Origin of the sequence: Cognatiyoonia sediminum, assembly GCF_900129845.1 — a bacterium.
Lineage (GTDB): Bacteria > Pseudomonadota > Alphaproteobacteria > Rhodobacterales > Rhodobacteraceae > Cognatiyoonia > Cognatiyoonia sediminum.
This window is the reverse complement of the sequence record NZ_FQXB01000001.1, coordinates 967193-990216: the sequence shown is the minus strand read 5'-3', so window position 1 is coordinate 990216 and position 23024 is coordinate 967193. Positions and strand designations below refer to the sequence as shown.

Genomic DNA, 23024 nt, shown 5'->3' with positions numbered 1-23024 from the left:
GTTCCCCCGAAAGAGGTCCCTATGTCTCGTTTATTTATTGTTTCGATTGTCTCCATGATCAGTCTCGTCGCGCTGTCAGGAAGCCTTCAGGCGAAACCTGAGTTGCGCGAAGTGGCGCATGTCCGCAACGGGATCATTACCGTAGGAATCGCTTATGAGATTAGCCAGAAATGCGGATCGATCAGCCCACGGTATATTCGGGGTTTGAATTTTCTAGAGGGCCTCAAAGGTCACGCTCGAAATCTCGGCTACACGAACCGCGAAATTGACGACTACATCAATGATTCCAATGAAAAAAATCGCTTAGAGGCCTTGGGGCGGTCGATGATGGCTGACATGGGAATCGTTGAGGGCGAAGAGGCCACTTATTGCGCCGTTGGTCGCGCGGAGATTGAGGCCGGCTCCGGGATTGGACGCCTTCTGCGTTAGGCTTAGATTTTCGATCAAAAAATCGTCGTTCTGACTGGTATCGGTAGGCTGGCTGCGTTAGAAACCCCGCAGCACAGCCGCCCGTCCATTTGGGCGTGGCACGCCAGGGAACAAAAGGCACGCCAATGTCGGATCTACGTAAAGTCGTTATCGATGGAAACGAAGTTGAAGTCGATGGGGCGATGACGCTCATTCAAGCCTGTGAAGAGGCGGGGATTGAGATCCCAAGGTTCTGTTATCACGAACGTCTTTCGATCGCCGGTAACTGCCGCATGTGTCTGGTCGAGGTTGTCGGCGGGCCGCCAAAACCGGCTGCGTCCTGTGCGATGCAGGTGCGTGATTTGCGCCCCGGTCCCGAAGGCCAGCCGCCAGTTGTGAAAACCAATTCGCCGATGGTCAAAAAGGCCCGTGAAGGGGTGATGGAGTTTTTTCTGATCAATCACCCGCTGGACTGCCCGATTTGCGATCAAGGTGGGGAGTGTGATCTGCAAGACCAAGCCATGGCTTACGGCGTCGATTTCAGCCGGTTCCGCGAACCAAAGCGCGCCGTTGACGACCTCGATCTTGGGCCATTGGTTGAAACCCATATGACGCGCTGCATTTCTTGCACGCGCTGTGTGCGCTTTACGACTGAGGTGGCCGGCATCACGCAGATGGGCCAAACTGGTCGTGGCGAGGATGCTGAGATCACCAGTTATTTGGGCGAAACGCTCGATAGCAATCTGCAGGGCAACATCATCGATTTGTGCCCTGTTGGCGCGCTGGTTTCGAAGCCTTATGCTTTCACCGCACGCCCTTGGGAGTTGAGCAAAACAGAATCCATCGACGTAATGGATGCGCTCGGCTCTAACATTCGGATCGATACAAAAGGTCGCGAGGTGATGCGCTTCCTGCCGCGCAACCACGACGGTGTGAATGAGGAATGGATTTCCGACAAGACGCGCTTTGTTTGGGACGGCCTGCGCCGCCAACGTTTGGACACGCCTTACATCCGCGAAAACGGTAAGCTGCGCAAAGCAAGCTGGCCAGAGGCGTTGTCAGCAGCAGCCGCTGCCATGAAAGGCAAAAAGGTTGCTGGTTTGGTCGGTGATCTGGCGTCCGTCGAAAGCGCATATGCTCTGAAGCAACTGGTCGAAGATCTGGGCGGCAACGTCGAATGCCGTACCGATGGTGCAAAGCTGCCGGAGGGAAATCGCTTTGGCTATGTCGGCAACGCGGCCATCGAAGATATCGACGAGGCCGAAGCGATCATGCTGATCGGCTGTAACCCTCGGACTGAGGCTCCGGTCTTGAACGCACGCATTCGCAAGGCTTGGACGCGCGGTGCCAATGTCGGTGTCATCGGGCCTAAAGTTGATCTGACGTATGATCACAGCGATTTAGGCGATAAGCCAGAGGTGATCACGGAGCTATTAAGTCGCGATCATTCGGCCGTTCTTGAAAAGCCATCTCTCATCATCATCGGGCAGGGCGCTTTGTGCCGCACCGATGGTGAAGCGATCCTTGGCATCGCGATCAAGCTTGCGGAAAGCACCGGGTCGAAACTCATGGTGCTTCACACTGCTGCTGGCCGCGTTGGTGCGATGGATGTTGGCGCCGTCACCGAAGGCGGTGTGATGCAGGCGCTCGATGGGGCTGAGGTGATCTACAACCTTGGTGCGGATGAGGGCGATATCACTGGTGATGCGTTCAAAATCTACCAAGGCTCACACGGCGATCGCGGTGCGCATGGTGCGGATATCATCTTGCCCGCTGCCGCCTACACCGAAGAAAACGGCTTGTTCGTGAACACGGAAGGCCGCCCGCAGCTTGCCATGCGCGCAGGTTTCGCACCTGGTGAGGCCAAGGAAAACTGGGCGATCCTGCGGGCTTTGTCCGCTGAATTGGACGCGACCTTGCCGTTCGATAGTCTAGCCCAACTTCGGAGCGCTCTTATTGAAGCGCACCCACATTTGGGAGCGATCGATGAGGTTGCTGAAAACGAGTGGGCCTCTGTCAAGGCAGGCAAGGTGAACAAAGCGGCGTTCAAATACGCTGTGGAAGAATTCTATCTGACCAATCCAATTGCGCGGGCCTCCCAACTGATGGGTGAACTGGCGGCAAATGCGAAGGCGCGCAGCACTGCGCCGATGGCAGCAGAGTAGGGATGCGCGCGATGGTCTTGCCGTTACTTGCCGCCGCAGCTTGTACCGCATCTGATGCGCCGCGCGCATTTGGTCCGTCTTATGATGGGATTGAGGCGCAGGCCTTGGACGACACGATCATCAATATCCGCGCGACGGTTTCGGGGGATGCGTCAGCCGACGACGCGATCCAATACGCCGAATGCGCTGTCGCACAATTCGCGTTGTTCAATGGATCATCTTTTGCGCGGCAACTGCGCACGACAGTTGAGACAACAGGCGACGTTTTGGTCGCTGACTCTGCTTACACCATTTCCGAAGACGTGCCCGCTGGGGTGCGCAAGATGGACGCCGAAGTGGTCATGGCCGCATGTCGCGATGCTGGAATACCGACGGTGTAGGGGACTGATATGGTTGAATTCTTCACTCAGACCAACACAGGGATCGTCCTGCTGACACTCGGGCAGTGTTTGTTGGTCCTCATCCCGTTGCTGATCTCTCTGGCGTTCTTGATGTACGCGGACCGGAAGATTTGGGCCGCGGTGCAGATGCGCAAAGGGCCCAACATCGTTGGCCCATTTGGCTTGCTGCAATCCTTCGCTGACTTCCTAAAGTACATTGTCAAGGAAATCGTTGTCCCAGCGGGGGCCGACAAGGCGGTGTTCTTTCTCGCCCCTATGATTTCCTTCGTTCTGGCCGTCGTCGCCTGGTCGGTGATCCCATTCAACGATGGTTGGGTCTTGTCCGACATCAATGTCGCCATCCTCTTTGTCTTCGCGGTCTCCTCTTTGGAGGTTTACGGTGTGATCATGGGCGGGTGGGCGTCGAACTCGAAATACCCATTCCTTGGATCGCTGCGGTCTGCCGCTCAGATGATTTCCTACGAGGTATCCTTGGGCCTGATCATCATCGGTGTGATCATCTCCACCGGTTCGATGAACTTCGGCGCGATTGTCGCTGCTCAGGACACAGGCGCGGGCATCTTTGGCTGGTATTGGGTCGCACACTTCCCGATGTTGTTCCTCTTCTTTATCAGCGCCTTAGCAGAAACCAACCGCCCGCCGTTCGACCTGCCAGAAGCTGAATCCGAACTGGTTGCGGGCTATCAGGTTGAATATTCTTCCACGCCCTTCCTCTTGTTCATGATCGGGGAATTGATGGCCGTGGTACTGATGTGCGCGCTTGTCTCGCTCTTGTTCCTTGGTGGCTGGCTATCCCCAGTTGGCTTCTTACCCGATGGCATCTTCTGGATGGTGATCAAGATGGCGGCGTGTTTCTTCGTCTTCTCGATGGTGAAAGCAATCACACCGCGCTACCGCTACGACCAACTGATGCGCATCGGTTGGAAGGTGTTCCTGCCAATGTCGCTCGCATGGGTCGTGCTCGTGTCGTTCCTTGCAAAATTCGAAGTCGCCGGTTCCATGTGGGCCCGCTGGACGTTGGGAGGCTGATATGGGGGAGGCGTATGTAGACGACGAAACTTGGATAACCACTTTGAAGGCTGCGCGTGATCAAGCTGTGGTTGCCTGTGAAGTTAGGGAAGAGGCTTTCCAAAATTTTGACGACGCTTCTTCCGAGAATCCGCAGATTAGGTGGATAAACGATCCATGTGAAATCGTCGTTTCACTCAATCGATCAATAGATAGCCACATTTCTGAAAAGTGACGGACGGAGATCAGTAATGGACTACAACCGCGCTGCCAAATATTTCCTGCTGACGGATGTGTGGAAAGGTTTCGGCCTTGGGGTGAAGTATTTCTTCAAGCCAAAGGCGACCGTGAATTACCCACATGAAAAGGGGCCGCTGTCCCCGCGTTTCCGGGGCGAACACGCATTGCGCCGCTATCCCAACGGTGAAGAGCGTTGTATTGCCTGTAAGCTTTGTGAAGCCGTTTGCCCTGCTCAGGCGATCACCATTGATGCCGAACCACGCGATGATGGATCGCGACGGACCACGCGCTATGACATCGACATGACGAAATGCATCTATTGCGGTTTCTGTCAGGAAGCCTGCCCTGTGGATGCGATTGTCGAAGGGCCGAACTTTGAGTTCTCGACCGAGACCCGCGAAGAGCTTTTCTACGACAAGGAGAAACTGCTTTCGAACGGCGACCGCTGGGAAGCGGAGATCGCGCGCAACTTGGAAATGGATGCGCCTTACCGATGACCGATAACCCTTTCGAAGCCATGATGAAACTCTCCCAAGACTGGGCCAAGCAAATGGCGCCTGCCATGGAGACGTTCACCCCTAAGGGTTTCGAAGAGATGTTCCCAACCATGTCCAAAGACATGATGGAACAGTTCATGGGGAAGGGGATCAGCCCAGAGGGCCTCGATGCCAAAACACGCCTGCTTTTGACGCTGCAAGGCCTGACGATCCACGGCGCACAGGCAGAGGCGCAAATCCGTCTGACCGTGCGCCACCTGATCGAAGCCGAAGCAACCGAACAAGAAATCGCAGAGACCATCGGTCTAGCTGCGATGTTTGGCGGCGTGCCCGCGATGACAAAGGCGATGGAGATCGCCAATGACGTTCTGAACAAGGACAAAACGACATGACAGTCTTTGCCTTCACCTTTTACCTTTTTGCCATCGCGACCGTCGCGGGCGGGTTGATGACAGTGATCAGCCGCAATCCGGTGCACTCGGTCCTCTGGCTCATTCTCGCGTTTCTATCGTCTGCGGGGCTCTTTGTGACTCTGGGGGCGGAGTTCGTCGCGATGCTTTTGATCATCGTCTACGTTGGCGCGGTCGCGGTGCTGTTCCTCTTCGTTGTGATGATGCTCGATGTGGATTTCGCGGAACTCAAGGCAGAAATGACGAAATACCTGCCTTTGGGTTTGCTGATCGGCGTCGTCGTGCTGATGCAATTGGCGCTGGCCTTTGGCGTCTGGGGTTTTGCCGACGCGGCGGAGACGAATATCGCAGCGCCTGTGGGTGACGAACAAAACACAGCGGCGCTCGGCTTACTGATCTACGACAAATACATCATCCTCTTCCAACTCGCAGGCCTGATCCTGCTGGTCGCCATGATTGGCGCCATCGTTCTGACCCTGCGCCACCGTGTGGACATCAAGCGCCAGAACATCGTGGCCCAGATGCACCGTGATCCGGCGAAAGCGATGGAGTTGAAGGATGTGAAACCGGGGCAGGGGCTTTAAGAATGATCGGACTTGAACATTACCTGACGGTCGCTGCGGCGCTTTTTGTCATCGGCATTTTTGGGCTTTTCCTGAACCGGAAGAACGTCATCATCCTGTTGATGAGCATCGAATTGATGCTGCTAGCGGTGAACATCAACTTCGTCGCCTTTTCCGCGTATCTGGGCGATCTAGTGGGGCAGGTCTTCACGCTCTTCGTGCTAACCGTTGCCGCGGCGGAGGCCGCCATCGGCCTCGCCATTCTTGTTTGTTTCTTCCGCAACCGCGGCACCATCGACGTTGAAGACGTCAACGTGATGAAGGGTTAAGACTATGGAAACCATCATCCTCTTCGCCCCACTCGTCGGCGCGCTGCTTTGCGGGTTTGGCTGGAAGTTCATCGGGGAAACCACGGCACAGTGGGTGGCGACGAGCCTTTTGTTCCTCGCCGCGATCCTGTCTTGGATCGTGTTCCTGACCTTCGACGGCACCACCGAAAGCATCACGATCCTGCGATGGATTGAATCCGGTACACTCAGCACCGATTGGGCCATTCGGATGGACCGATTGACCGCGATCATGTTGATCGTGATCACCACTGTCTCAGCCCTCGTGCACCTTTATTCCTTTGGCTATATGGCGCATGACGACCATTTCGCTAAAGGGGTCAGCTACCGGCCACGCTTCTTTGCCTATCTGTCGTTCTTCACCTTTGCGATGCTGATGCTGGTGACGTCGGACAACTTGATCCAGATGTTCTTTGGTTGGGAAGGCGTGGGCGTCGCGTCTTACTTATTGATCGGCTTCTACTACAAGAAACCCTCCGCCAACGCGGCAGCGATCAAAGCATTTGTCGTCAACCGTGTGGGCGACTTTGGCTTCGCACTTGGCATCTTTGGCATCTACTGGGTGACCGACAGCGTGAAGTTTGAAGACATCTTCGCTATGACGCCGCAACTGGCAGAGATGACGATGCCGTTCCTCTGGGCGGAATGGAATGTCGCCAACTTGCTGGCATTCCTTCTGTTTGTTGGCGCGATGGGTAAGTCTGCGCAGTTGCTGCTCCACACGTGGCTACCAGACGCGATGGAAGGGCCAACACCTGTGTCCGCGTTGATCCACGCAGCAACCATGGTGACGGCTGGCGTGTTCCTCGTCTGCCGTATGTCGCCGCTTTATGAATACGCGCCAGAGACGCAGCAATTCATCGTCTTCCTTGGGGCAACAACAGCCTTCTTCGCTGCCACCGTGGGCTTGGTGCAAAACGACATCAAACGCGTCATCGCCTATTCAACCTGTTCACAGCTTGGCTACATGTTCGTGGCCGCTGGCGTGGGTGTCTATTCGGTCGCGATGTTCCACCTGCTGACACACGCGTTCTTCAAGGCGATGTTGTTCCTCGGCGCGGGCTCTGTGATCCACGGCATGCACCATGAACAAGACATGCGGAACTATGGCGGTCTGAAAGACAAGATGCCCTATACCTTCTGGGCAATGATGATCGGCACGCTTGCCATCACCGGCGTAGGTATCCCGCTTCTATATATCGGTTTCCCTATTGGCTTCGCGGGCTTCGTTTCAAAAGACGCAATCATCGAAAGCGCCTTTGCCGCGGATGCGGGATATGCCTTCTGGATGCTCGTTGTCGCGGCCTTCATGACAAGCTTCTACAGCTGGCGCCTGATGTTCCTGACATTCTACGGCGAACCGCGCGGTGACAAGCACACGCATGAACACGCCCACGAAAGCCCCGGTACGATGCTAACGCCTTTGGCGGTGCTCTCCGTCGGTGCGATCTTCTCTGGTATGGTTTTCTATGGTCCGTTCTTCGGATCGGATGAGAAAGTCGGCAAGTTCTTTGGCTATATCGAAGCCACCGAAAAAACCGAAGACACAGCCATGGGCTTTAGCCTAATTGCACCGGCTTACGCCGCGGGTGAGGAAACAGACGATCACTCCGATGATGGTGGCAAAGAAACACCAATCCAGCAGCCGGGCGAGGGCGCGATTTATCATAACCCCGACAACCACGTTCTGCATGATGCGCATTACGTGCCAAACTGGGTGAAGTTGAGCCCCTTCATCGTCATGGTCGCAGGCTTTGCGCTGGCTTGGCTGATGTATATCCGCCGACCAGACCTTCCGGCGAAACTCGCGGAACAACAGCGCCCGCTCTACAACTTCCTGCTCAACAAATGGTACTTTGACGAGCTTTATGATTTCGTCTTTGTGCGCCCTGCAATCGCTATCGGGAACTTCCTCTGGAAACGCGGCGATATGGGCGTGATTGACGGCGGCATCAATGGCTTGGCCATGGGCGTTGTTCCGTTCTTCACGCGTCTTCTGGGCCGCATGCAGTCCGGCTATATCTTTACTTACGCCTTCGCGATGGTGATCGGCATTGCTGTTCTCCTGACATGGGTCTCTCTGAGCGGAGGAGCCAACTGATGGGCAACCTTCTTTCTCTCACCACCTTTATTCCGCTGCTCGGTGCATTGATCCTTGCGATCTTCCTCCGTGGGGACGACGCGGCAGCACAGCGCAACGCGAAATGGGTGGCTTTGGCGACGACCATCGCGACTTTCGTTGTCTCGCTCTTCATTCTGTTTGAGTTCAACCCGCAAGACACTGGCTTCCAGATGGTGGAAGAGCGAGAGTGGCTCCTTGGCCTGAAATACAAAATGGGTGTGGACGGGATTTCGATCCTCTTTGTCATGCTGACGACCTTCTTGATGCCGATCGTGATTGGCGCATGTTGGGACGTAAAGGTTCGGGTTAAGGAATACATGATCGCCTTCCTGTTCCTTGAAACACTGATGCTAGGCGTCTTCATGGCGCTTGATCTGGTGCTCTTTTACCTCTTTTTCGAAGCAGGCCTGATCCCGATGTTCCTGATCATCGGTATCTGGGGTGGCGCGAACCGGATTTACGCGTCTTTCAAATTCTTCCTCTACACCTTCCTCGGTTCGGTTTTGATGCTCGTGGCTATGGTCGCGATGTATGTGGACGCCGGTACCACAGATATCGAAACCTTGCTGACGCACAGCTTCGGGTCCGAGACATTTAGCCTCTTGGGTATTCAGATCATCGGCGGCGCACAGACACTGATGTGGTTGGCGTTCTTTGCGTCCTTCGCGGTGAAAATGCCCATGTGGCCGGTCCACACATGGTTGCCAGACGCGCACGTTCAGGCCCCGACCGCGGGTTCCGTTGTTCTGGCGGCAATCCTGTTGAAAATGGGCGGCTATGGCTTCCTGCGCTTCTCGCTGCCGATGTTCCCCGTGGGGTCAGAGGTGATGGGGCCGCTTGTCCTGTGGCTCTCTGCGATTGCGATTGTCTACACCTCGCTGGTGGCGCTGGTGCAGGAAGACATGAAAAAGCTGATCGCCTATTCGTCCGTCGCCCACATGGGATACGTCACCATGGGTATCTTTGCGGTGAACCAGCAAGGTATCGACGGCGCGATCTTCCAGATGCTGAGCCACGGGTTCATTTCCGGCGCGCTCTTCCTCTGCGTTGGTGTGATCTACGACCGAATGCACACGCGAGAAATTGATGCCTACGGCGGTCTGGTGAACCGGATGCCAGCATACGCGCTGATCTTCTGTTTCTTCACGATGGCCAACGTCGGCTTGCCGGGCACATCCGGCTTTGTCGGTGAATTCCTGACTTTGATGGGTGTCTTCCAGGTCAATACCTGGGTGGCCATGGTTGCGACCACGGGTGTGATCCTGTCTGCGGCTTATGCGCTTTGGCTCTACCGTCGCGTTGTGATGGGTGATCTGATCAAGGAAAGCCTCAAAACGATCAAGGATATCACACCACGCGAGCGCTGGTTGTTCACGCCGCTTGTGGCGATGACCCTTTTGCTTGGCGTTTACCCAAGCCTCGTGACCGATATTATTGGCCCGTCTGTTGAGGCCTTAATTGGACAATATGACACGGCAACCGCGGCATTTGACGCGGCCAACCAGTACGCACAGAATTAAGGAGCGGCCCTGATGCTATCCGCTGATATTCAAACCATCATGCCAGAGCTGGTTCTGTCGATCTATGCGATAGTCGGTTTGATGGGCGCTGTTTATACCGTCAAGGACGGCGCCGCAGGTCTGCTGACTTGGGGCACGGCGGGCGTCTTCATACTGCTCGCTGTCTGGATCGGGATCAACGGCGATGGGTCGACAACAGCCTTTGGTGGTATGTTTGTCGATGACGCCTTCGCCCGATTTGCAAAGATCGTGATCCTCGTGTCCGCCGCCGTCGTTCTGTTGATGTCAGAAGGCTATATGCAGCAGCGCGGGCTGTTGAAGTTCGAATACCCGCTTCTTGTCGCACTCGCGGTAGTTGGCATGATGGTTATGGTCTCTGCTGGCGATCTGATGGTTCTCTATATGGGCCTCGAGCTGCAATCCTTGTCGCTCTACGTCGTCGCATCCCTGCGTCGTGACAGCGTGAAATCAACCGAAGCCGGTTTGAAGTATTTCGTCCTTGGCGCGCTATCGTCCGGTTTGCTGCTCTATGGTGCGTCTTTGGTCTATGGCTACACCGGTACAACGCTCTTCTCTGGCATCATCGCCACGGTAGAGCAGGGCGTTTCGCTCGGCCTTCTCTTCGGCATCGTGTTCCTTCTGGCGGGTTTCGCGTTCAAAATCTCCGCCGCTCCCTTCCACATGTGGACACCCGATGTTTACGAAGGCTCGCCCACTCCGGTGACAGCTTTCTTCGCTACCGCGCCGAAAATGGCGGCGATGGCGCTCTTCGCGCGCGTTGTTCATGACGCGTTTGGTGGGATTGTTGGCGATTGGCAGCAGATCGTTGCGTTCCTCTCCGTCGTGTCCATGTTCCTTGGCGCGATCGCGGCGATTGGACAGCGCGACATCAAACGCTTGATGGCCTATTCCTCTATCGCGCATATGGGCTTTGCCTTGATGGGCTTAGCGGCTGGCACAGCGCTCGGCGTACAGGCGATGCTGGTCTATATGGCGATCTACGTGACGATGAACGTCGGCACCTTCGCTTTGATCTTAACGATGGAAAAAGATGGGCGGCCTGTCACAGATATCTACGCCCTTAAGCAATACTCCAAAACGCAGCCTTTGATGGCCTTGGTGATGCTGTGCTTGATGTTCAGCCTCGCAGGTGTCCCGCCGCTTTTGGGGTTCTTCGGTAAGTTCTACGTGTTGCAAGCCGCCTATGACGCTGGTCTTGGTTGGCTGGCCGTTGCAGGTGTGATCGCATCCGTCATCGGTGCCTTCTACTACATCCGCATTGTGTACTTCATGTACTTTGGCGAGGATACAGAAGCGCTGGATGGCAGCCCTGCACCAGTGCTTTGGCTGACGGCGGTTGCATGTGGGGCCATCGTCGCGGTGGCTTGGGTGCCGGGGATCAACCTCTTTGGTGTTGATCCCTTTGCGGCGACCGCAGCGGCTGCATTGGTCAAGTGATTGAAGGGGGGACGACGCTTTGACCCCCGACAAACACCCCAACTGGCCTGAGGGCCACCGTTGTATTGTTCTAGATACCGTCGATAGCACAATGGCAGAGGCGGCGCGGCGTGCGAGTGATTTGCACTACCCTACATGGATCATGGCGCGCGAACAGACCGACGCGCGGGGCAGACGCGGGCGCCCTTGGGAAAACCCAAAGGGCAATCTATCTGCGACCTTGCTGATGAAGCCTCTCTGTACCGCTCAAGCAGCGGCGCAACGCTCTTTCGTGGCGGCGAACGCGCTACTGGAGGCTTTGTCTCTCTACATCGACCGGCGGAGAATTTCTCTCAAATGGCCGAATGACGTGTTGATCAACGGTGGTAAGGCAGCTGGTATATTGCTGGAAAGCAGCGGGCGCGGGCCATTTGTCGATTGGTTGTCCGTTGGGATTGGCGTGAACTTGTCTTATGCACCTGTGGTTGAGGAGGCTGTATTTGCCCCTGTCAGCGTGGCCGGAGAAGGGGGAGAGCCCGTGCCGCCTGGAGAGTTTCTGGTGACTTTGGCGAATGCTTTTGCGACGCAAGAGAAAAAGCTCGACGCCATGGGCTTTACGCGCATTCGCGAGGATTGGCTGAAACATGCTGCACGCCTCGGCGATACGATCACAGCGCGCACCACAACTGAAACAATCGAAGGGTTGTTCGATACCATCGATAAGGATGGGAACCTCGTTTTGATCACTGCCAAAGGGCCACGCTCAATTCCAGCGGCGGATGTGTATTTCTGACGTTCGGTTAGCCTAGCGAAACTTGCGCTTTCGCCAAAACCCGCTATCCCTTCGCCACCTGAATAAACTCGAGAGATCGCTATGCTCCTCGCAATCGACTGCGGCAACACCAATACCGTGTTCTCCATCTGGAATGGGGAAGAGTTCATCGCGCAATGGCGCACGGCGACCGAGTGGCAGCGCACGGCGGATCAATACTATGTCTGGCTCTCCACACTGATGAAAATTCAGAACATTGATGTTGAGATCGACGAAGTGATCGTCAGTTCGACCGTGCCGCGCGTTGTGTTCAATTTACGGGTTCTGTCTGACCGTTACTTCAACACCCGTCCGCTTGTCGTCGGGAAGCCTGAATGCGCATTGCCAGCCCCGCCGCGCGTCGATGAAGGCACGCAAGTCGGGCCAGACAGGCTCGTCAACGCGGCCGGTGCCTTTGATCGTCACGGCGGTGATCTGATCGTTGTGGATTTTGGTACAGCCACCACCTTCGATGTCGTGGCATCCGATGGTGCTTATGTCGGAGGTGTCATCGCCCCGGGTGTCAATCTCAGCTTAGAGGCACTCCATGCCGCCGCCGCCGCGCTTCCGCATGTGGACATAAGCAAACCGCAAAAGGTTGTTGGAACCAACACCGTCGAATGTATGCAATCCGGCGTCTTCTGGGGCTATATCGGCCTTGTCCGCGAGATTTGCGATCGGATCAAAGCCGAACGTGGCGTTCCGATGAAAGTCATCTCTACCGGCGGCCTCGCCCCCTTGTTTCAGCAGTCCGCAACGCTATTTGACGCATTCGACGAAGACCTCACGATCCACGGCCTGACCGTGATCCATAAATTCAATAAGGACCTTTCATGACATCTCGCCTGATTTACTTGCCGCTTGGCGGCGCTGGCGAAATTGGCATGAATGCTTACGTCTACGGCTACGGGCCGAAAGACGCCGAGCGTTTGATTGTCGTGGATCTGGGTGTGACCTTTCCTGATATGGATGGCACCCCAGGCGTTGATCTGATCCTGCCGGACATTTCATGGCTGGAAGAACGCAAAGCGATGATCGATGGCATCTTCATAACCCACGCGCATGAAGATCACGTGGGCGCGGTTGGTCACTATTGGGAACGTCTCGGTGCGCCGGTTTATGCGCGTAAGTTCACCGCGAACATCGCCGCGAGAAAGTTGGAAGAACACGGCCACCCTGACGGCGTTCTGACCGTGGTGGGCCCTTATCCCGAAACACGAGACGTCGGCCCCTTCAAAGTGTCCTTTGTCCCGATCAGTCATTCGATCCCTGAAAGTTCCGGTCTGATCATCGATACGCCAGAGGGCAGGGTGATCCATTCTGGTGATTTCAAGATCGACAAAACGCCCGTGGTCGGTGAAGCCTTTGACGAAAGCCTTTGGGCTGAAATCGCGAAGGATGGCGTCAAAGCGCTGGTCTGCGACAGCACCAACATTTTCTTTAAAGCCGAAGGCAGGTCAGAGGCCTCCATCGCGGGGGAGGTTGAAGAGCTGATGCGCGATGCACCGGGGATGGTCGTCGCGACAACCTTTGCCTCCAACATCGCCCGCCTAAAGACACTCGCAGTGGCGGCTGACAAAGCGGGGCGGTCAGTGTGCCTGCTTGGCCGTGCGATGCGCAGGATGGTGGAAGCGGCGACGGAAACGGGCCTGCTCAAAGATTTCCCGTCTATGGTCTCCCCCGAAGATGCCCAGAACATCCCGCGCGAACATCTGCTACTCTTGGTGACAGGTTCACAAGGCGAACGTCGCGCGGCATCGGCCCAATTGGCCAACGGCAAATATCTTGGACTGACGATGAAAGAAGGCGATACGTTCCTCTTCTCCTCCAAAACCATCCCTGGCAACGAACGCGGCGTGATCCGGATCATGAACCAGTTCTCAGAGATGGGCGTGGATGTGGTCGAAGATGATACCCGCTATCACGTCTCTGGCCACGCCAATCGCCCTGATTTGGAGCGGATGCACGAGATCATCCAGCCGCAAATCCTTGTTCCGATGCATGGTGAACATCGCCATCTGCGGGAACATGTGAAGATTGGAAATTCCAAAGGGTTGACCGGTATCGTCGCTGTGAATGGGATGATGATTGATCTGTCTGGCAACGCTCCGACGGTCGCCGAATACATCGAAACGGGGCGGACATACCTCGACGGAACGGTTCAAATTGGAGCACTTGACGGCATTGTCCGCGAGCGCATCAAAATGGCGCTCAATGGCCATGTCATCGTGACATTGATCGTGGATGAGAATGACGAACCTTTGGGCGAACCTTGGGTTGAGGTTGTAGGGCTGGCCGAGACAGGCACGTCTAACGCCGCTTTGGTCGAAGTTCTGGAAGAAGACCTTGGTCAGTTCCTGATGCGCGCTGAGGGTAAAACTTTGCGGGACGATGTGAAATTGGAGAAAGAACTTCGCTCGATAGCGCGGCGGACGACCCAAGCGGAGATTGGGAAGAAGCCTGAGGTGGCAGTGATTGTCAGTCGGTTGGGCTAAACCCAAGCTGCAACTGCTTCCCAGAGAACCCAAAAGCTTAGGAATATCCAAGTGCCTACTATGACCCAGTAGAGTTTTGGATGTGTTCGCTTGCTGACCGTTTCAATGAAGTCGACCTGACCGGACTTTAGGGCTGGCCACGTCCAAACTAAGAAAAGGACGCCCCAAAGACTTGAAACTCGAATGCGACAGCCAGCCAAACGCACAAGACGCCAAAGAGGGCTTTCCAAGGTGTAGTTCCAGTCGACACGCGAGGTTGTTCGTCCTCGGAAGCGTCTTCCCGAATAAGAAAATGAGCCCCTTGTTGGTCGGCAACCATCACACGGCCTTGGCCAATGGCGGAGAAGATGGTTCCCTCGGTTGACGTAATTTGCGCCAGAGAGTGATCAGAGGACGCAACGCTAAAGCATGGCATCCAATAGCTAAATTTGCCGCGTATGCTCGAAGGGACTTCTTCTATGTGCGCTATAACTTTGCCGTCTGGGTGGACAAGTTCGTAAACGGGCCAATCTGACCCTGTTGTCTCAAGTGTCGTCCAACCAAACATGTCTTCATAGAACGCGGAAACTAGCTTAAAGTCAGAGACATGGTGATAGCGATCGACAACGGAACCGGCTCCGGAAACCGCAGTGATCTCGGGACCTTCATAAAGCGTGAATCCGGCCCCGGAGGGATCACGAACTAGCGCGACGCGAGCATCGTCGCCGAATGACTGCGGTTCAACTTCGATAATGACGTCTGAATGGCCGCGCGCTTTTTCTACGGAAGCGTCAAGGTCCGCAACATGGACATAAGACATCCAAAAGGATGGCATATCGATCTTGGCTAGGAAGTCAGGCATCGGAAAAATAGCCGCTGCGGTGTCATCGCCGACCAAAGCAAAGTCATAAGCAGCGTCGCCGGAAAAGGACCAACCGAAGATCTTCGAATAGTCCGATCTTGCGGCCGCCATGTCGTAGGTTGAAAGGTCCGTCCAGACGAAATGCCCGTAAGCCATTTTGACGCCTTAACCCTTTCCACGCTCCGCAAAGCTCATCGCCAAGAATCCCGGCACATCGTCCCCTACGCCCACAACGGTATTGGCCGGTTCATTCCGACTACGCCCGCGACCCCCGCGCTCACGCTTCGGCCTTTCAGCAGGTTTCTCAGAACTTTCAGGCGCGGCTTCAACCTTTGGCGCTTCGTCCTTCTTTCTAATGCGGCCCTTGCTCTGCTTTGGCTTGTCGTCCTGAGCCTTCTCTTTCGGAGGCTCCGGCTTCATTGGGCTTTCCACGCGAGGGATTTCCAACTTCACCAGACGTTCAACATCGGCAAAGTTCTTTTCGTCTCGTGGCACGCAAATCATCATTGCCGTGCCCTTGCGCCCCGCGCGACCCGTGCGGCCAATGCGGTGCACATAGTCTTCTGCGTGGCTGGGCACATCAAAGTTGAACACGTGGCTCACGTTTGGGATGTCCAATCCACGGGCGGCCACATCTGAAGCGACCAAGAACCTAATGGAGCCATCGCGGAACCCATCCAGTGTTTTCATCCGTTGGGTCTGATCGAGATCGCCATGGATGGGGGAGGCGTTATAGCCGTATTTTTTCAAGGATTTCGCGCAGATATCAACGTCCGTCTTGCGATTGCAGAAGATGATCGCGTTTGTGCAGTCGTCCCCTTCGGCATCGATCAGCGCCCGAAGTAATTTCCGCTTTTCCGTGCCTTCGCGATCTTTGCGAGAGGCTTTGAACATTACCACGCCCTGCTTGATGTTTTCCGAGGTCGTGGCCGCGCGCGCAACTTCGACTTTCACAGGTGCAGAGAGGAAAGTATTGGTGATCCGCTCAATCTCTGGCGCCATAGTGGCGGAAAAAAACAGAGTCTGGCGGGTGAATGGTGTCTTTTTGAAGATTTCCTCGATGTCAGGGATGAACCCCATATCAAGCATGCGGTCGGCTTCATCGACAACCATGACTTTGACGTCAGATAAGATCAATTTGCCCCGTTCAAAGTGATCCAAAAGACGGCCCGGCGTCGCGATCAGAACGTCGACGCCACGGTCGATGAGCGCATCTTGGTCTTTGAAGCTGACCCCACCGATCAAAAGCGCTTTGGTCAGTTTGGTGTATTTCGCATAGGTGTCGAAGTTTTCTGCCACCTGCGCGGCCAGCTCTCGGGTTGGAGCCAACACCAAAGACCGCGGCATCCGCGCCCGTGCGCGGCCACGGTTTAGGAGCGTTATCATAGGCAGCGTGAAACTGGCTGTCTTGCCTGTCCCCGTCTGCGCAATGCCCAGAACGTCTTTGCCCTCACAAGCGGGCGGAATGGCCCCGGCTTGGATCGGCGTCGGCTCGGTATAACCGGCCTCTTCAATGGCTTTTAGAACTTTAGTATGAAGCGGAAGATCCGTGAATTTTATCATTACTATCCAAATACTTACAGCGAACGGTTGCCGTAGTTTTTGGGACGCAGCTACCAACGCGTCCCTGCGTCGGGCGATAGACGTATTCCACCGCTGGCGGTTGCCTAAACGAAACGCGAGTTCGGGTCAAGAATGCCCTTATTCCGCAGGGATTTAGGTGTGGTTTCCGTCACGCTTTGCTGATTTTATGATCGCTCAATGCCTACGTGCTGAACGGACTTGCATGTAGCAGTGGCTTATAGCCTGCCGACAACACCTTCACCAAGGAAGGCGGAGTCAGAACCTCGACCTTGCCTTCAGGTACTGTTTCGCTCGGGCCGTATCCTTTAACAGAAAAAGGTCGAACCAGCCTGTCTGCAACCAAATAGATTTTCCCACCATACCGATACATCGCGCCACTCGGCAAAGCCTTCGCCTCCGCCAAATGTGTCTTCTGAGACCGCGATCGGGGTTCGACCCGTTCCGCGTGGAGCACCTGATCCATTTGTTTTGCGCCCACGTCGCCCCCAAAGGCATCGTGCCAAGCTTGTTTGAACGCCTGATACGCCTCCCGCCTGCAATACCCGCAGGGCCTGTGTCCTGCGGCAAGGGCCGTGGCTTCATCTAAAAAGAACAATTCCGTCCACTTTCGGCCCGACATCACGTCGCGCTTGCGCCCTTGCCAGTCCAAAACACAACAAATCCAAGCGTGATGGCTCCAGCGTTTGGTCGAGAGCTGCTTATCCGGACCGTGAATAATTCCACGATTGCCGGTCAAAGTTCCGCGCGCATCGATTGCAACGATTTCGCCGGTTGGTAAAGCGCGGTTTTGAAGCGGCATGGGAAACTCCTCTCTGCCGCATCAGGCTACATCAAATGCCGGATCAGACCATCATTTCCTTGGTCGAGGACAGCGTGACATCGGGATAATCCCGCTCCACACGATCAATATCCCACTGCAAGCGCGTCAGATAGACAACGTCGCCGTCGTTATCCTCCGCGATATGCTGTTTATTTGCGGCGGCGAATTTGTCGACGGCGTCTTTGCCCCCATGAACCCAACGAGCAGAAGTAAATTGCGACGCTTCAAACCGAACGGGCAGGCCATATTCCATCTCAATTCGGCTGGCGAGGACTTCGAACTGCAAGGCGCCCACAACGCCAACGATGAAACCCGACCCGAAAGTTGGCTTGAAGACTTTCGCAGCCCCTTCTTCGGCAAACTGCATCAGTGCTTTTTCAAGGTGCTTCGCTTTCAACGGATCACCCGCACGGCAGGTCTGCAAAAGTTCTGGGGCAAACGAGGGGATGCCTGTTACACGCACCGTTTCGCCCTCGGTCAACGTATCTCCGATCCGCAGCTGACCGTGGTTCGGAATACCGATGATATCGCCAGCCCAAGCCTCCTCAGCCAACTCTCGGTCAGAGGCGAGGAAGAGCACGGGGTTAGAAACCGCCATTGGTTTCTTCGTTCGAACGTGCGTCAGCTTCATGCCACGTTTGAAATGGCCGGATGCCAACCGCAGGAACGCCACGCGGTCGCGGTGTTTCGGGTCCATGTTCGCCTGAACTTTGAACACAAACCCAGCCACAGATTTCTCTTCCGGCGCGATCTTGCGCGGTTCTGCCGATTGGATCTGCGGTTCCGGTCCATAGGTGCCGATCCCGTCCATCAGTTCTTTCACCCCGAACGAGTTGATTGCCGACCCAAACCAAATCGGCGTCATCGACCCATTCAATAACGCCTCAGGATCGAGCGGCGGCAAAAGCTCTTTCGCCATCTCGATCTCTTCAAGGAACTTGCCCAGCAAATCAGCCGGAACATGTTCCGCCAGTTTGGGATCATCCAGCCCGTTGATCTCAACGCTTTCTGCCACCTTGTTACGGTCCGCGCGATCCATCAACTCCAAGCGGTCTCGAAGGATGTCGTAAGTCCCGATGAAATCGCGCCCCACACCAATTGGCCAAGAGGCTGGTGTCACGTCAATCGCAAGGTTTTCCTGAATTTCGTCAATGATCTCAAACGTATCGCGGCTTTCGCGGTCCATCTTGTTACAGAAGGTCAGGATCGGTAGGTCGCGCAGGCGGCAGACTTCAAAGAGTTTCTGCGTCTGGCTTTCGACACCTTTCGCGCCGTCAATCACCATCACGGCCGCGTCCACCGCTGTCAGCGTCCGATAGGTGTCTTCGGAAAAGTCAGAGTGACCGGGCGTGTCGACCAGATTGAAGCGATAATTCTCAAAATCAAACGACATGGCAGAGGCGCTGACCGAAATGCCCCTGTCCTTTTCCATCTGCATAAAGTCAGATCGCGTCCGCCGCGCTTCGCCTTTCGCACGCACCTGTCCCGCCATCTGGATTGCACCACCATAAAGGAGGAACTTTTCCGTCAAGGTCGTCTTGCCCGCATCTGGGTGCGAAATGATCGCAAAGGTCCGGCGGCGGGCGATTTCGGCTGGAAGGTCAGGTCGATTTGTCATGGCGCTCGTTTAGGCGGGTTTCGGGTCAATCGCAATCGCTGCGTTTGGGGCTGCGGCTTCAAAGTGAAGTTAGGAAAGAATTAACCAAGCAAAACCAAGATGGCTCTATGTTTGGTCGCTCCGATCTTGCCCTTGTCATTGCCGTGGTTTCCATGTCCGCTTGTGGCGGATCTTCGACTTCTGGCGATGTTGATCCGATTGAGGCGCAACCCCCCGAAGTGGTCACAGGCCGATTTGATGTGCCGCAGTCCGGTACTGCGCGGTACTCAGGGTTCATGAACCTGAATTTGCCAAACGGCGCAATCCGCGAAACGGCGACCGGTAATCTATCACTCTCTGTCGATTTCTCGGCCTCAAGCGATCAGGTCACAGGGCAGGCCCGGGGATTTTCTATCCCCAGCAGCGGTAGCCTGACGGGCACCATCTTTGTCACAGCCGGCAATCTTGAGGCGGAGCAGGGCAACACTCCCCCTGGTTTTGAGGCAGAGATCAGCGGTGCGCTGCGGGGCGGGTCGTTGATCAATAGCCTGATCACCGGCGACATGGTGGCGGAGTTCGATACAACGGACCTATCGTCCGCGAGTGGTGTTGTGTTTGGCGATGTGACAACCACTCAAGGGATCGATATTTTCGACGGATCTTTTTCCGTGGCCAAACAGTAGTCAGCTGGATGCAGCTTTGCGTAACAGCCGAACAGCATCGGTCGATGGCAGGAGCGAAGCGCTTACTTCATATCTCAGGTGATCTTTCGTCGGTTGGGGCTCGTTCCCTGAAAAACTGTCTGGTACCGCCGCACGGTTTCTGGCGTCGATCAACAAAGATTCTGCAGCGATCCCTTCGGCATAGATGATCTGGTGGCTGTCAAACAGCAGCTGAAAGTAATCCACGTAGCCGCCAGGTTGCTGAATAACCCTCTCCCCGTCCACCAAGTTGCCGACCTTGACCAAAACGTCGCTGCGACCCGTGCCAAGCTTGTCTTGCCGTTGATAGACAAAAAGCCGGTGGTCCGGACTGACCAGCAGATCATTGGCGTTGTGCAAGGCACCCTTGGTGATCAGGATCGGGGCAAAGTCGCCGGTCGCGCGGATCGTTGTTTGCCCAATCCACCGAATGGGTTGCGGGCCTTCGTCACGGGTCAACACGCGGTCGCCGACCTTTAGGTCTTCAATCGGGACCTGAGCACCATTGCCCATGGTGATATGGGTGCCTTTTGAAAAGGACACGCAGGCAACTTCAGCAAACCGCTGTGTGGCTGCATGGCGATCCACACGTACCAACCGGTAGTCAGCTTGCGGGATTAGGTGCGCAAGCGGCAGAAGATACACTTCCTCGACGCACCCATCCTCCAATTCTACCAACAACAGAATTTCTTGGGTACTGCTGTCGGTGCCCATGACGGTCACGCAGCTATCCAGAACCACCTGATTTCCTGCGCGTCCCGTCGGGCTGTCACCTGCGACCCGAAAAGAGCCGGTATCGTCAACCCACAACGAAAGCGCGCGTCGCTCTCTCCGATTCCACAGCCGGTAAATATCATCCAACACAAGATCATCGGCAAATGACATGCCTTCGCTTTGGGCGACACCTTCGCTGACCGGAAAATCGTCCGATACATAAACCGAAATAGTCTGAACCGATGAATTGGTGGCCAAAGGAGCCTCGGGTTGGTCTGAAAGTTCCTTGACCCTATGAAGGCGATTTGGCCCCGTCAACGGGTAGGATGGACTGGTCGTTCACCGATGCCAGTGCTAGGTATCGCTGAAACACTACCACACATGGGAGCATCGGTATGGACCTCGGAATTCGCGGAAAGAAAGCATTGGTATGTGCCTCCTCAAAGGGCCTTGGTCGTGGCTGTGCCGCGGCATTGGCAGAGGCGGGGGTCGATCTGGTGATGAACGGTCGGTCTGCAGACAGTCTGGCCGCGGTTGCGGAAGATATTCGCGCGGCCTTTGGGGTTGAGGTTACTGAAGTAGCGGCCGACGTTAGCACCGAAGCGGGGCAAGCCGCTTTGCTTGAGGCCGCAGGTTCTGTCGACATCTTAGTCAACAATGCCGGTGGCCCACCTCCGGGCATGTGGACAGATTGGTCACGCGACGATTTCATCGCGGCGCTGGATGCTAATATGTTGGCGCCTATCGCTCTCATGAAAACGCTGTTGCCCGGAATGATTGATCAAGGTTGGGGCCGCGTGGTGAACATTACGTCGGTATCTGTGAAATCGCCCATCCCGCAGCTGGGCCTCTCTAATTCTGCTCGTGCTGGTCTGACAGGTTATGTAGCCGGTACCGCCCGCCAAGTTGCGCCAAACGGTGTAACAATCAACAACCTGCTACCAGGCATTCACGCCACGGATCGCGCAATCAGCCTGGACACCGGAGTGGCAGAGGCGCAGGGCATCGATATCGAACAGGCCCGCCAGAACCGATATGCTACGATCCCCGTGCGTCGGTATGGCACCGCTGCTGAATTTGGCGCGACTTGCGCTTTCCTATGTTCTCAACACGCAGGGTTCATCATCGGTCAGAACATCTTGCTAGATGGCGGAGCTTACAACGCGACGCTCTGATTATGTCCGGTTTTAGCCTGAAAGATCAGCTGTTTAACGAAGTTACCGTACGCACCTTGGCGGTGCCATTTGGCGCAGCAGGCGTGTTCGATGCGGATCGTTTTGTCGCCCGAGTTGTGGCCGCTATGCCGCCTTTGGAGCTGAAAGAACGGATTAATCTGATTGCGGATGAACTGATCGGTGTTCTACCAAACGACTTTCCCGATACAGTCATGGCAATAAAAGCGTCTCTTCCGCCACCGCTTGATCCGACCAGAACGGACGATGACTTTGGCTCTTTCATCTACGCGCCGCTCGGAGTTGTTGTTGAGAAACAGGGGATTGAGGACCATCTTGATTTAAGCCTGGATCTGCTGGAAGACCTGACACAGCGGTTTTCGATGGAGTTTTCCATCCGTGCCTTTCTGAACCGGTGGCCGAACGAGACTGTAAAGCGGATGAACGCTTGGGCGCATCATGAAAACTACCATGTCAGACGGCTCGCCAGCGAAGGCCTCAGACCAAAACTCCCTTGGGGCAAGAGCATCCCGCAAACGACCTCGGATCGCTTGCCCGTGCTCGATGCGCTTCACGTAGACAGTACGCGGTTTGTCACAAGATCGGTCGCCAACCATCTGAATGATATTGCAAAAAGAGAACCTGATGTCGTGATCGATTTGCTCGACAATTGGATCTCGAAAGGACAACAAGATCGAAAAGAACTTGATTGGATGCGCCGCCACGCTTTGCGCAGCTTGATCAAAGAGGGTCATTCCGGTGCGATGGCGCATTTGGGGCATGACGCCAAGATCGCAATAGATGCAGCTGAGGTGACGATCACGCCTGATACCTTGGCAATAGGTGAAAAGGCCGAAATCACGGCAAGCTTTACGGCGCCGAAGGGCGGTCCGATCATCGCCGACTACGTCATCGATTTTGTCAAAAGTAACGGCTCATCCGCGCCAAAAGTGTTCAAAATGAAAGTGTTGCAGGCGAAACCAGATGTTGAAATCATTCTAAAGAAGGCTCATCTTTTCAAGAAAGGTGCCACGACATTCACCCTCTATCCGGGCGTTCATCGCATCAGTCTTCAGATCAACGGTCGGATCGTCGCGTCCAGCCAGTTTGTCTTGTCCTAGACATCGATACGCGCTAGGGCATTTTGAACCTTACAGAATAAGTCGGAAAA

General features: G+C 55.4%; 22 protein-coding genes. 17 read left to right on the top strand and 5 right to left on the bottom strand.

Annotated elements, in window-relative coordinates:
* Positions 1-21: 21 nt before the first annotated feature.
* The 14 genes from BUA85_RS04950 to BUA85_RS04880 all read left to right on the top strand — a co-directional run bounded on the left by BUA85_RS04950 (position 22) and on the right by BUA85_RS04880 (position 14424).
* Complete coding sequence (locus BUA85_RS04950; RefSeq protein ID WP_072899744.1) at positions 22-429, top strand: DUF5333 domain-containing protein; 408 nt, start codon at positions 22-24, stop codon at positions 427-429.
* A 125-nt stretch (positions 430-554) separates the two neighbouring features.
* Entirely contained in the window at positions 555-2573 is a 2019-nt protein-coding gene (nuoG, locus tag BUA85_RS04945) for an NADH-quinone oxidoreductase subunit NuoG (protein ID WP_072899743.1), read from the top strand.
* 11 nt (positions 2574-2584) lie between these two features.
* Positions 2585-2953, top strand: a complete 369-nt coding sequence (locus BUA85_RS04940; protein WP_131802766.1) for a hypothetical protein — start codon at positions 2585-2587, stop codon at positions 2951-2953.
* A gap of 9 nt (positions 2954-2962) precedes the next feature.
* Entirely contained in the window at positions 2963-4003 is a 1041-nt protein-coding gene (nuoH, locus tag BUA85_RS04935; RefSeq protein WP_072899741.1) for an NADH-quinone oxidoreductase subunit NuoH, read from the top strand.
* 230 nt (positions 4004-4233) lie between these two features.
* Positions 4234-4719, top strand: coding sequence for an NADH-quinone oxidoreductase subunit NuoI (gene nuoI, locus BUA85_RS04925; RefSeq protein ID WP_072899739.1), 486 nt, complete (start codon positions 4234-4236; stop codon positions 4717-4719).
* Positions 4716-5111, top strand: a complete 396-nt coding sequence (locus tag BUA85_RS04920) for a carboxymuconolactone decarboxylase family protein (RefSeq protein ID WP_072899738.1) — start codon at positions 4716-4718, stop codon at positions 5109-5111. Before nuoI ends, BUA85_RS04920 begins: the two co-directional genes overlap by 4 nt.
* Entirely contained in the window at positions 5108-5713 is a 606-nt protein-coding gene (locus tag BUA85_RS04915) for an NADH-quinone oxidoreductase subunit J (protein ID WP_072899737.1), read from the top strand. The genes BUA85_RS04920 and BUA85_RS04915 overlap by 4 nt, the downstream gene beginning before the upstream one ends.
* Before the next feature lie 2 nt (positions 5714-5715).
* A complete protein-coding gene (gene nuoK / locus BUA85_RS04910) occupies positions 5716-6021 on the top strand; it encodes an NADH-quinone oxidoreductase subunit NuoK (protein ID WP_072899736.1) in 306 nt (101 codons plus the stop codon).
* 4 nt (positions 6022-6025) lie between these two features.
* Positions 6026-8140 (top strand): NADH-quinone oxidoreductase subunit L, encoded by a 2115-nt coding sequence (nuoL, locus tag BUA85_RS04905; protein WP_072899735.1) that lies wholly within the window; start codon positions 6026-6028, stop codon positions 8138-8140.
* The gene (locus tag BUA85_RS04900; protein WP_083526178.1) at positions 8140-9681 is read left to right on the top strand and encodes an NADH-quinone oxidoreductase subunit M; all 1542 of its coding nucleotides are present in this window, start codon (positions 8140-8142) and stop codon (positions 9679-9681) included. The genes nuoL and BUA85_RS04900 overlap by 1 nt, the downstream gene beginning before the upstream one ends.
* A 12-nt stretch (positions 9682-9693) precedes the next feature.
* Positions 9694-11139 carry an NADH-quinone oxidoreductase subunit NuoN gene (nuoN, locus tag BUA85_RS04895; protein ID WP_072899733.1) on the top strand — a complete coding sequence of 482 codons (1446 nt, stop codon included), beginning with the start codon at positions 9694-9696 and terminating at the stop codon, positions 11137-11139.
* 19 nt (positions 11140-11158) lie between these two features.
* Positions 11159-11911, top strand: a complete 753-nt coding sequence (locus BUA85_RS04890; RefSeq protein ID WP_072899732.1) for a biotin--[acetyl-CoA-carboxylase] ligase — start codon at positions 11159-11161, stop codon at positions 11909-11911.
* Positions 11912-11992: 81 nt separating this feature from the next.
* Complete coding sequence (locus BUA85_RS04885) at positions 11993-12766, top strand: type III pantothenate kinase (protein ID WP_072899731.1); 774 nt, start codon at positions 11993-11995, stop codon at positions 12764-12766.
* Positions 12763-14424, top strand: a complete 1662-nt coding sequence (locus tag BUA85_RS04880) for a ribonuclease J (RefSeq protein ID WP_072899730.1) — start codon at positions 12763-12765, stop codon at positions 14422-14424. Before BUA85_RS04885 ends, BUA85_RS04880 begins: the two co-directional genes overlap by 4 nt.
* 148 nt (positions 14425-14572) lie before the next feature.
* On the opposite strand, the gene BUA85_RS04875 is transcribed toward BUA85_RS04880, so the two are convergent.
* The 4 genes from BUA85_RS04875 to BUA85_RS04860 form a co-directional block, all read right to left on the bottom strand.
* Complete coding sequence (locus BUA85_RS04875; protein ID WP_242648990.1) at positions 14573-15421, bottom strand: VOC family protein; 849 nt, start codon at positions 15419-15421, stop codon at positions 14573-14575.
* A 9-nt stretch (positions 15422-15430) separates the two neighbouring features.
* Positions 15431-16828, bottom strand: coding sequence for a DEAD/DEAH box helicase (locus BUA85_RS04870; RefSeq protein WP_072899729.1), 1398 nt, complete (start codon positions 16826-16828; stop codon positions 15431-15433).
* Between the two features lie 202 nt (positions 16829-17030).
* The gene (locus BUA85_RS04865; RefSeq protein ID WP_072899728.1) at positions 17031-17648 is read right to left on the bottom strand and encodes a hypothetical protein; all 618 of its coding nucleotides are present in this window, start codon (positions 17646-17648) and stop codon (positions 17031-17033) included.
* 43 nt (positions 17649-17691) lie between these two features.
* A complete protein-coding gene (locus tag BUA85_RS04860) occupies positions 17692-19287 on the bottom strand; it encodes a peptide chain release factor 3 (RefSeq protein ID WP_072899727.1) in 1596 nt (531 codons plus the stop codon).
* Positions 19288-19394: 107 nt separating this feature from the next.
* On the opposite strand from BUA85_RS04860, the gene BUA85_RS04855 reads away from it, so the two are divergent.
* Entirely contained in the window at positions 19395-19949 is a 555-nt protein-coding gene (locus BUA85_RS04855) for a hypothetical protein (RefSeq protein ID WP_131802765.1), read from the top strand.
* On the opposite strand, the gene BUA85_RS04850 is transcribed toward BUA85_RS04855, so the two are convergent.
* Positions 19950-20939, bottom strand: coding sequence for a Hint domain-containing protein (locus BUA85_RS04850; RefSeq protein WP_072899725.1), 990 nt, complete (start codon positions 20937-20939; stop codon positions 19950-19952). It lies immediately after the preceding gene.
* Between the two features lie 137 nt (positions 20940-21076).
* Here BUA85_RS04850 and BUA85_RS04845 point away from each other — a divergent pair, with 137 nt between their 5' ends.
* Both BUA85_RS04845 and BUA85_RS04840 read left to right on the top strand, forming a co-directional pair.
* Positions 21077-21856, top strand: coding sequence for an SDR family oxidoreductase (locus tag BUA85_RS04845; protein WP_072899724.1), 780 nt, complete (start codon positions 21077-21079; stop codon positions 21854-21856).
* A 2-nt stretch (positions 21857-21858) separates the two neighbouring features.
* Positions 21859-22974 (top strand): DNA alkylation repair protein, encoded by a 1116-nt coding sequence (locus BUA85_RS04840; protein ID WP_341350618.1) that lies wholly within the window; start codon positions 21859-21861, stop codon positions 22972-22974.
* Positions 22975-23024 lie beyond the last annotated feature (50 nt).

Coding starts and splice junctions, on each gene's coding strand:
- BUA85_RS04940 (WP_131802766.1), top strand. CDS start 2,585: ATGGTCTTGCCGTTACTTGCCGCCGCAGCTTGTACCGCATCTGATGCG.
- nuoK (WP_072899736.1), top strand. CDS start 5,716: ATGATCGGACTTGAACATTACCTGACGGTCGCTGCGGCGCTTTTTGTC.
- BUA85_RS04915 (WP_072899737.1), top strand. CDS start 5,108: ATGACAGTCTTTGCCTTCACCTTTTACCTTTTTGCCATCGCGACCGTC.
- nuoN (WP_072899733.1), top strand. CDS start 9,694: ATGCTATCCGCTGATATTCAAACCATCATGCCAGAGCTGGTTCTGTCG.
- BUA85_RS04885 (WP_072899731.1), top strand. CDS start 11,993: ATGCTCCTCGCAATCGACTGCGGCAACACCAATACCGTGTTCTCCATC.
- BUA85_RS04875 (WP_242648990.1), bottom strand. CDS start 15,421: ATGGCTTACGGGCATTTCGTCTGGACGGACCTTTCAACCTACGACATG.
- nuoH (WP_072899741.1), top strand. CDS start 2,963: ATGGTTGAATTCTTCACTCAGACCAACACAGGGATCGTCCTGCTGACA.
- BUA85_RS04950 (WP_072899744.1), top strand. CDS start 22: ATGTCTCGTTTATTTATTGTTTCGATTGTCTCCATGATCAGTCTCGTC.
- BUA85_RS04845 (WP_072899724.1), top strand. CDS start 21,077: ATGGACCTCGGAATTCGCGGAAAGAAAGCATTGGTATGTGCCTCCTCA.
- BUA85_RS04855 (WP_131802765.1), top strand. CDS start 19,395: ATGTTTGGTCGCTCCGATCTTGCCCTTGTCATTGCCGTGGTTTCCATG.
- BUA85_RS04840 (WP_341350618.1), top strand. CDS start 21,859: ATGTCCGGTTTTAGCCTGAAAGATCAGCTGTTTAACGAAGTTACCGTA.
- nuoI (WP_072899739.1), top strand. CDS start 4,234: ATGGACTACAACCGCGCTGCCAAATATTTCCTGCTGACGGATGTGTGG.
- BUA85_RS04860 (WP_072899727.1), bottom strand. CDS start 19,287: ATGACAAATCGACCTGACCTTCCAGCCGAAATCGCCCGCCGCCGGACC.
- BUA85_RS04870 (WP_072899729.1), bottom strand. CDS start 16,828: ATGATAAAATTCACGGATCTTCCGCTTCATACTAAAGTTCTAAAAGCC.
- nuoG (WP_072899743.1), top strand. CDS start 555: ATGTCGGATCTACGTAAAGTCGTTATCGATGGAAACGAAGTTGAAGTC.
- BUA85_RS04865 (WP_072899728.1), bottom strand. CDS start 17,648: ATGCCGCTTCAAAACCGCGCTTTACCAACCGGCGAAATCGTTGCAATC.
- nuoL (WP_072899735.1), top strand. CDS start 6,026: ATGGAAACCATCATCCTCTTCGCCCCACTCGTCGGCGCGCTGCTTTGC.
- BUA85_RS04920 (WP_072899738.1), top strand. CDS start 4,716: ATGACCGATAACCCTTTCGAAGCCATGATGAAACTCTCCCAAGACTGG.
- BUA85_RS04880 (WP_072899730.1), top strand. CDS start 12,763: ATGACATCTCGCCTGATTTACTTGCCGCTTGGCGGCGCTGGCGAAATT.
- BUA85_RS04900 (WP_083526178.1), top strand. CDS start 8,140: ATGGGCAACCTTCTTTCTCTCACCACCTTTATTCCGCTGCTCGGTGCA.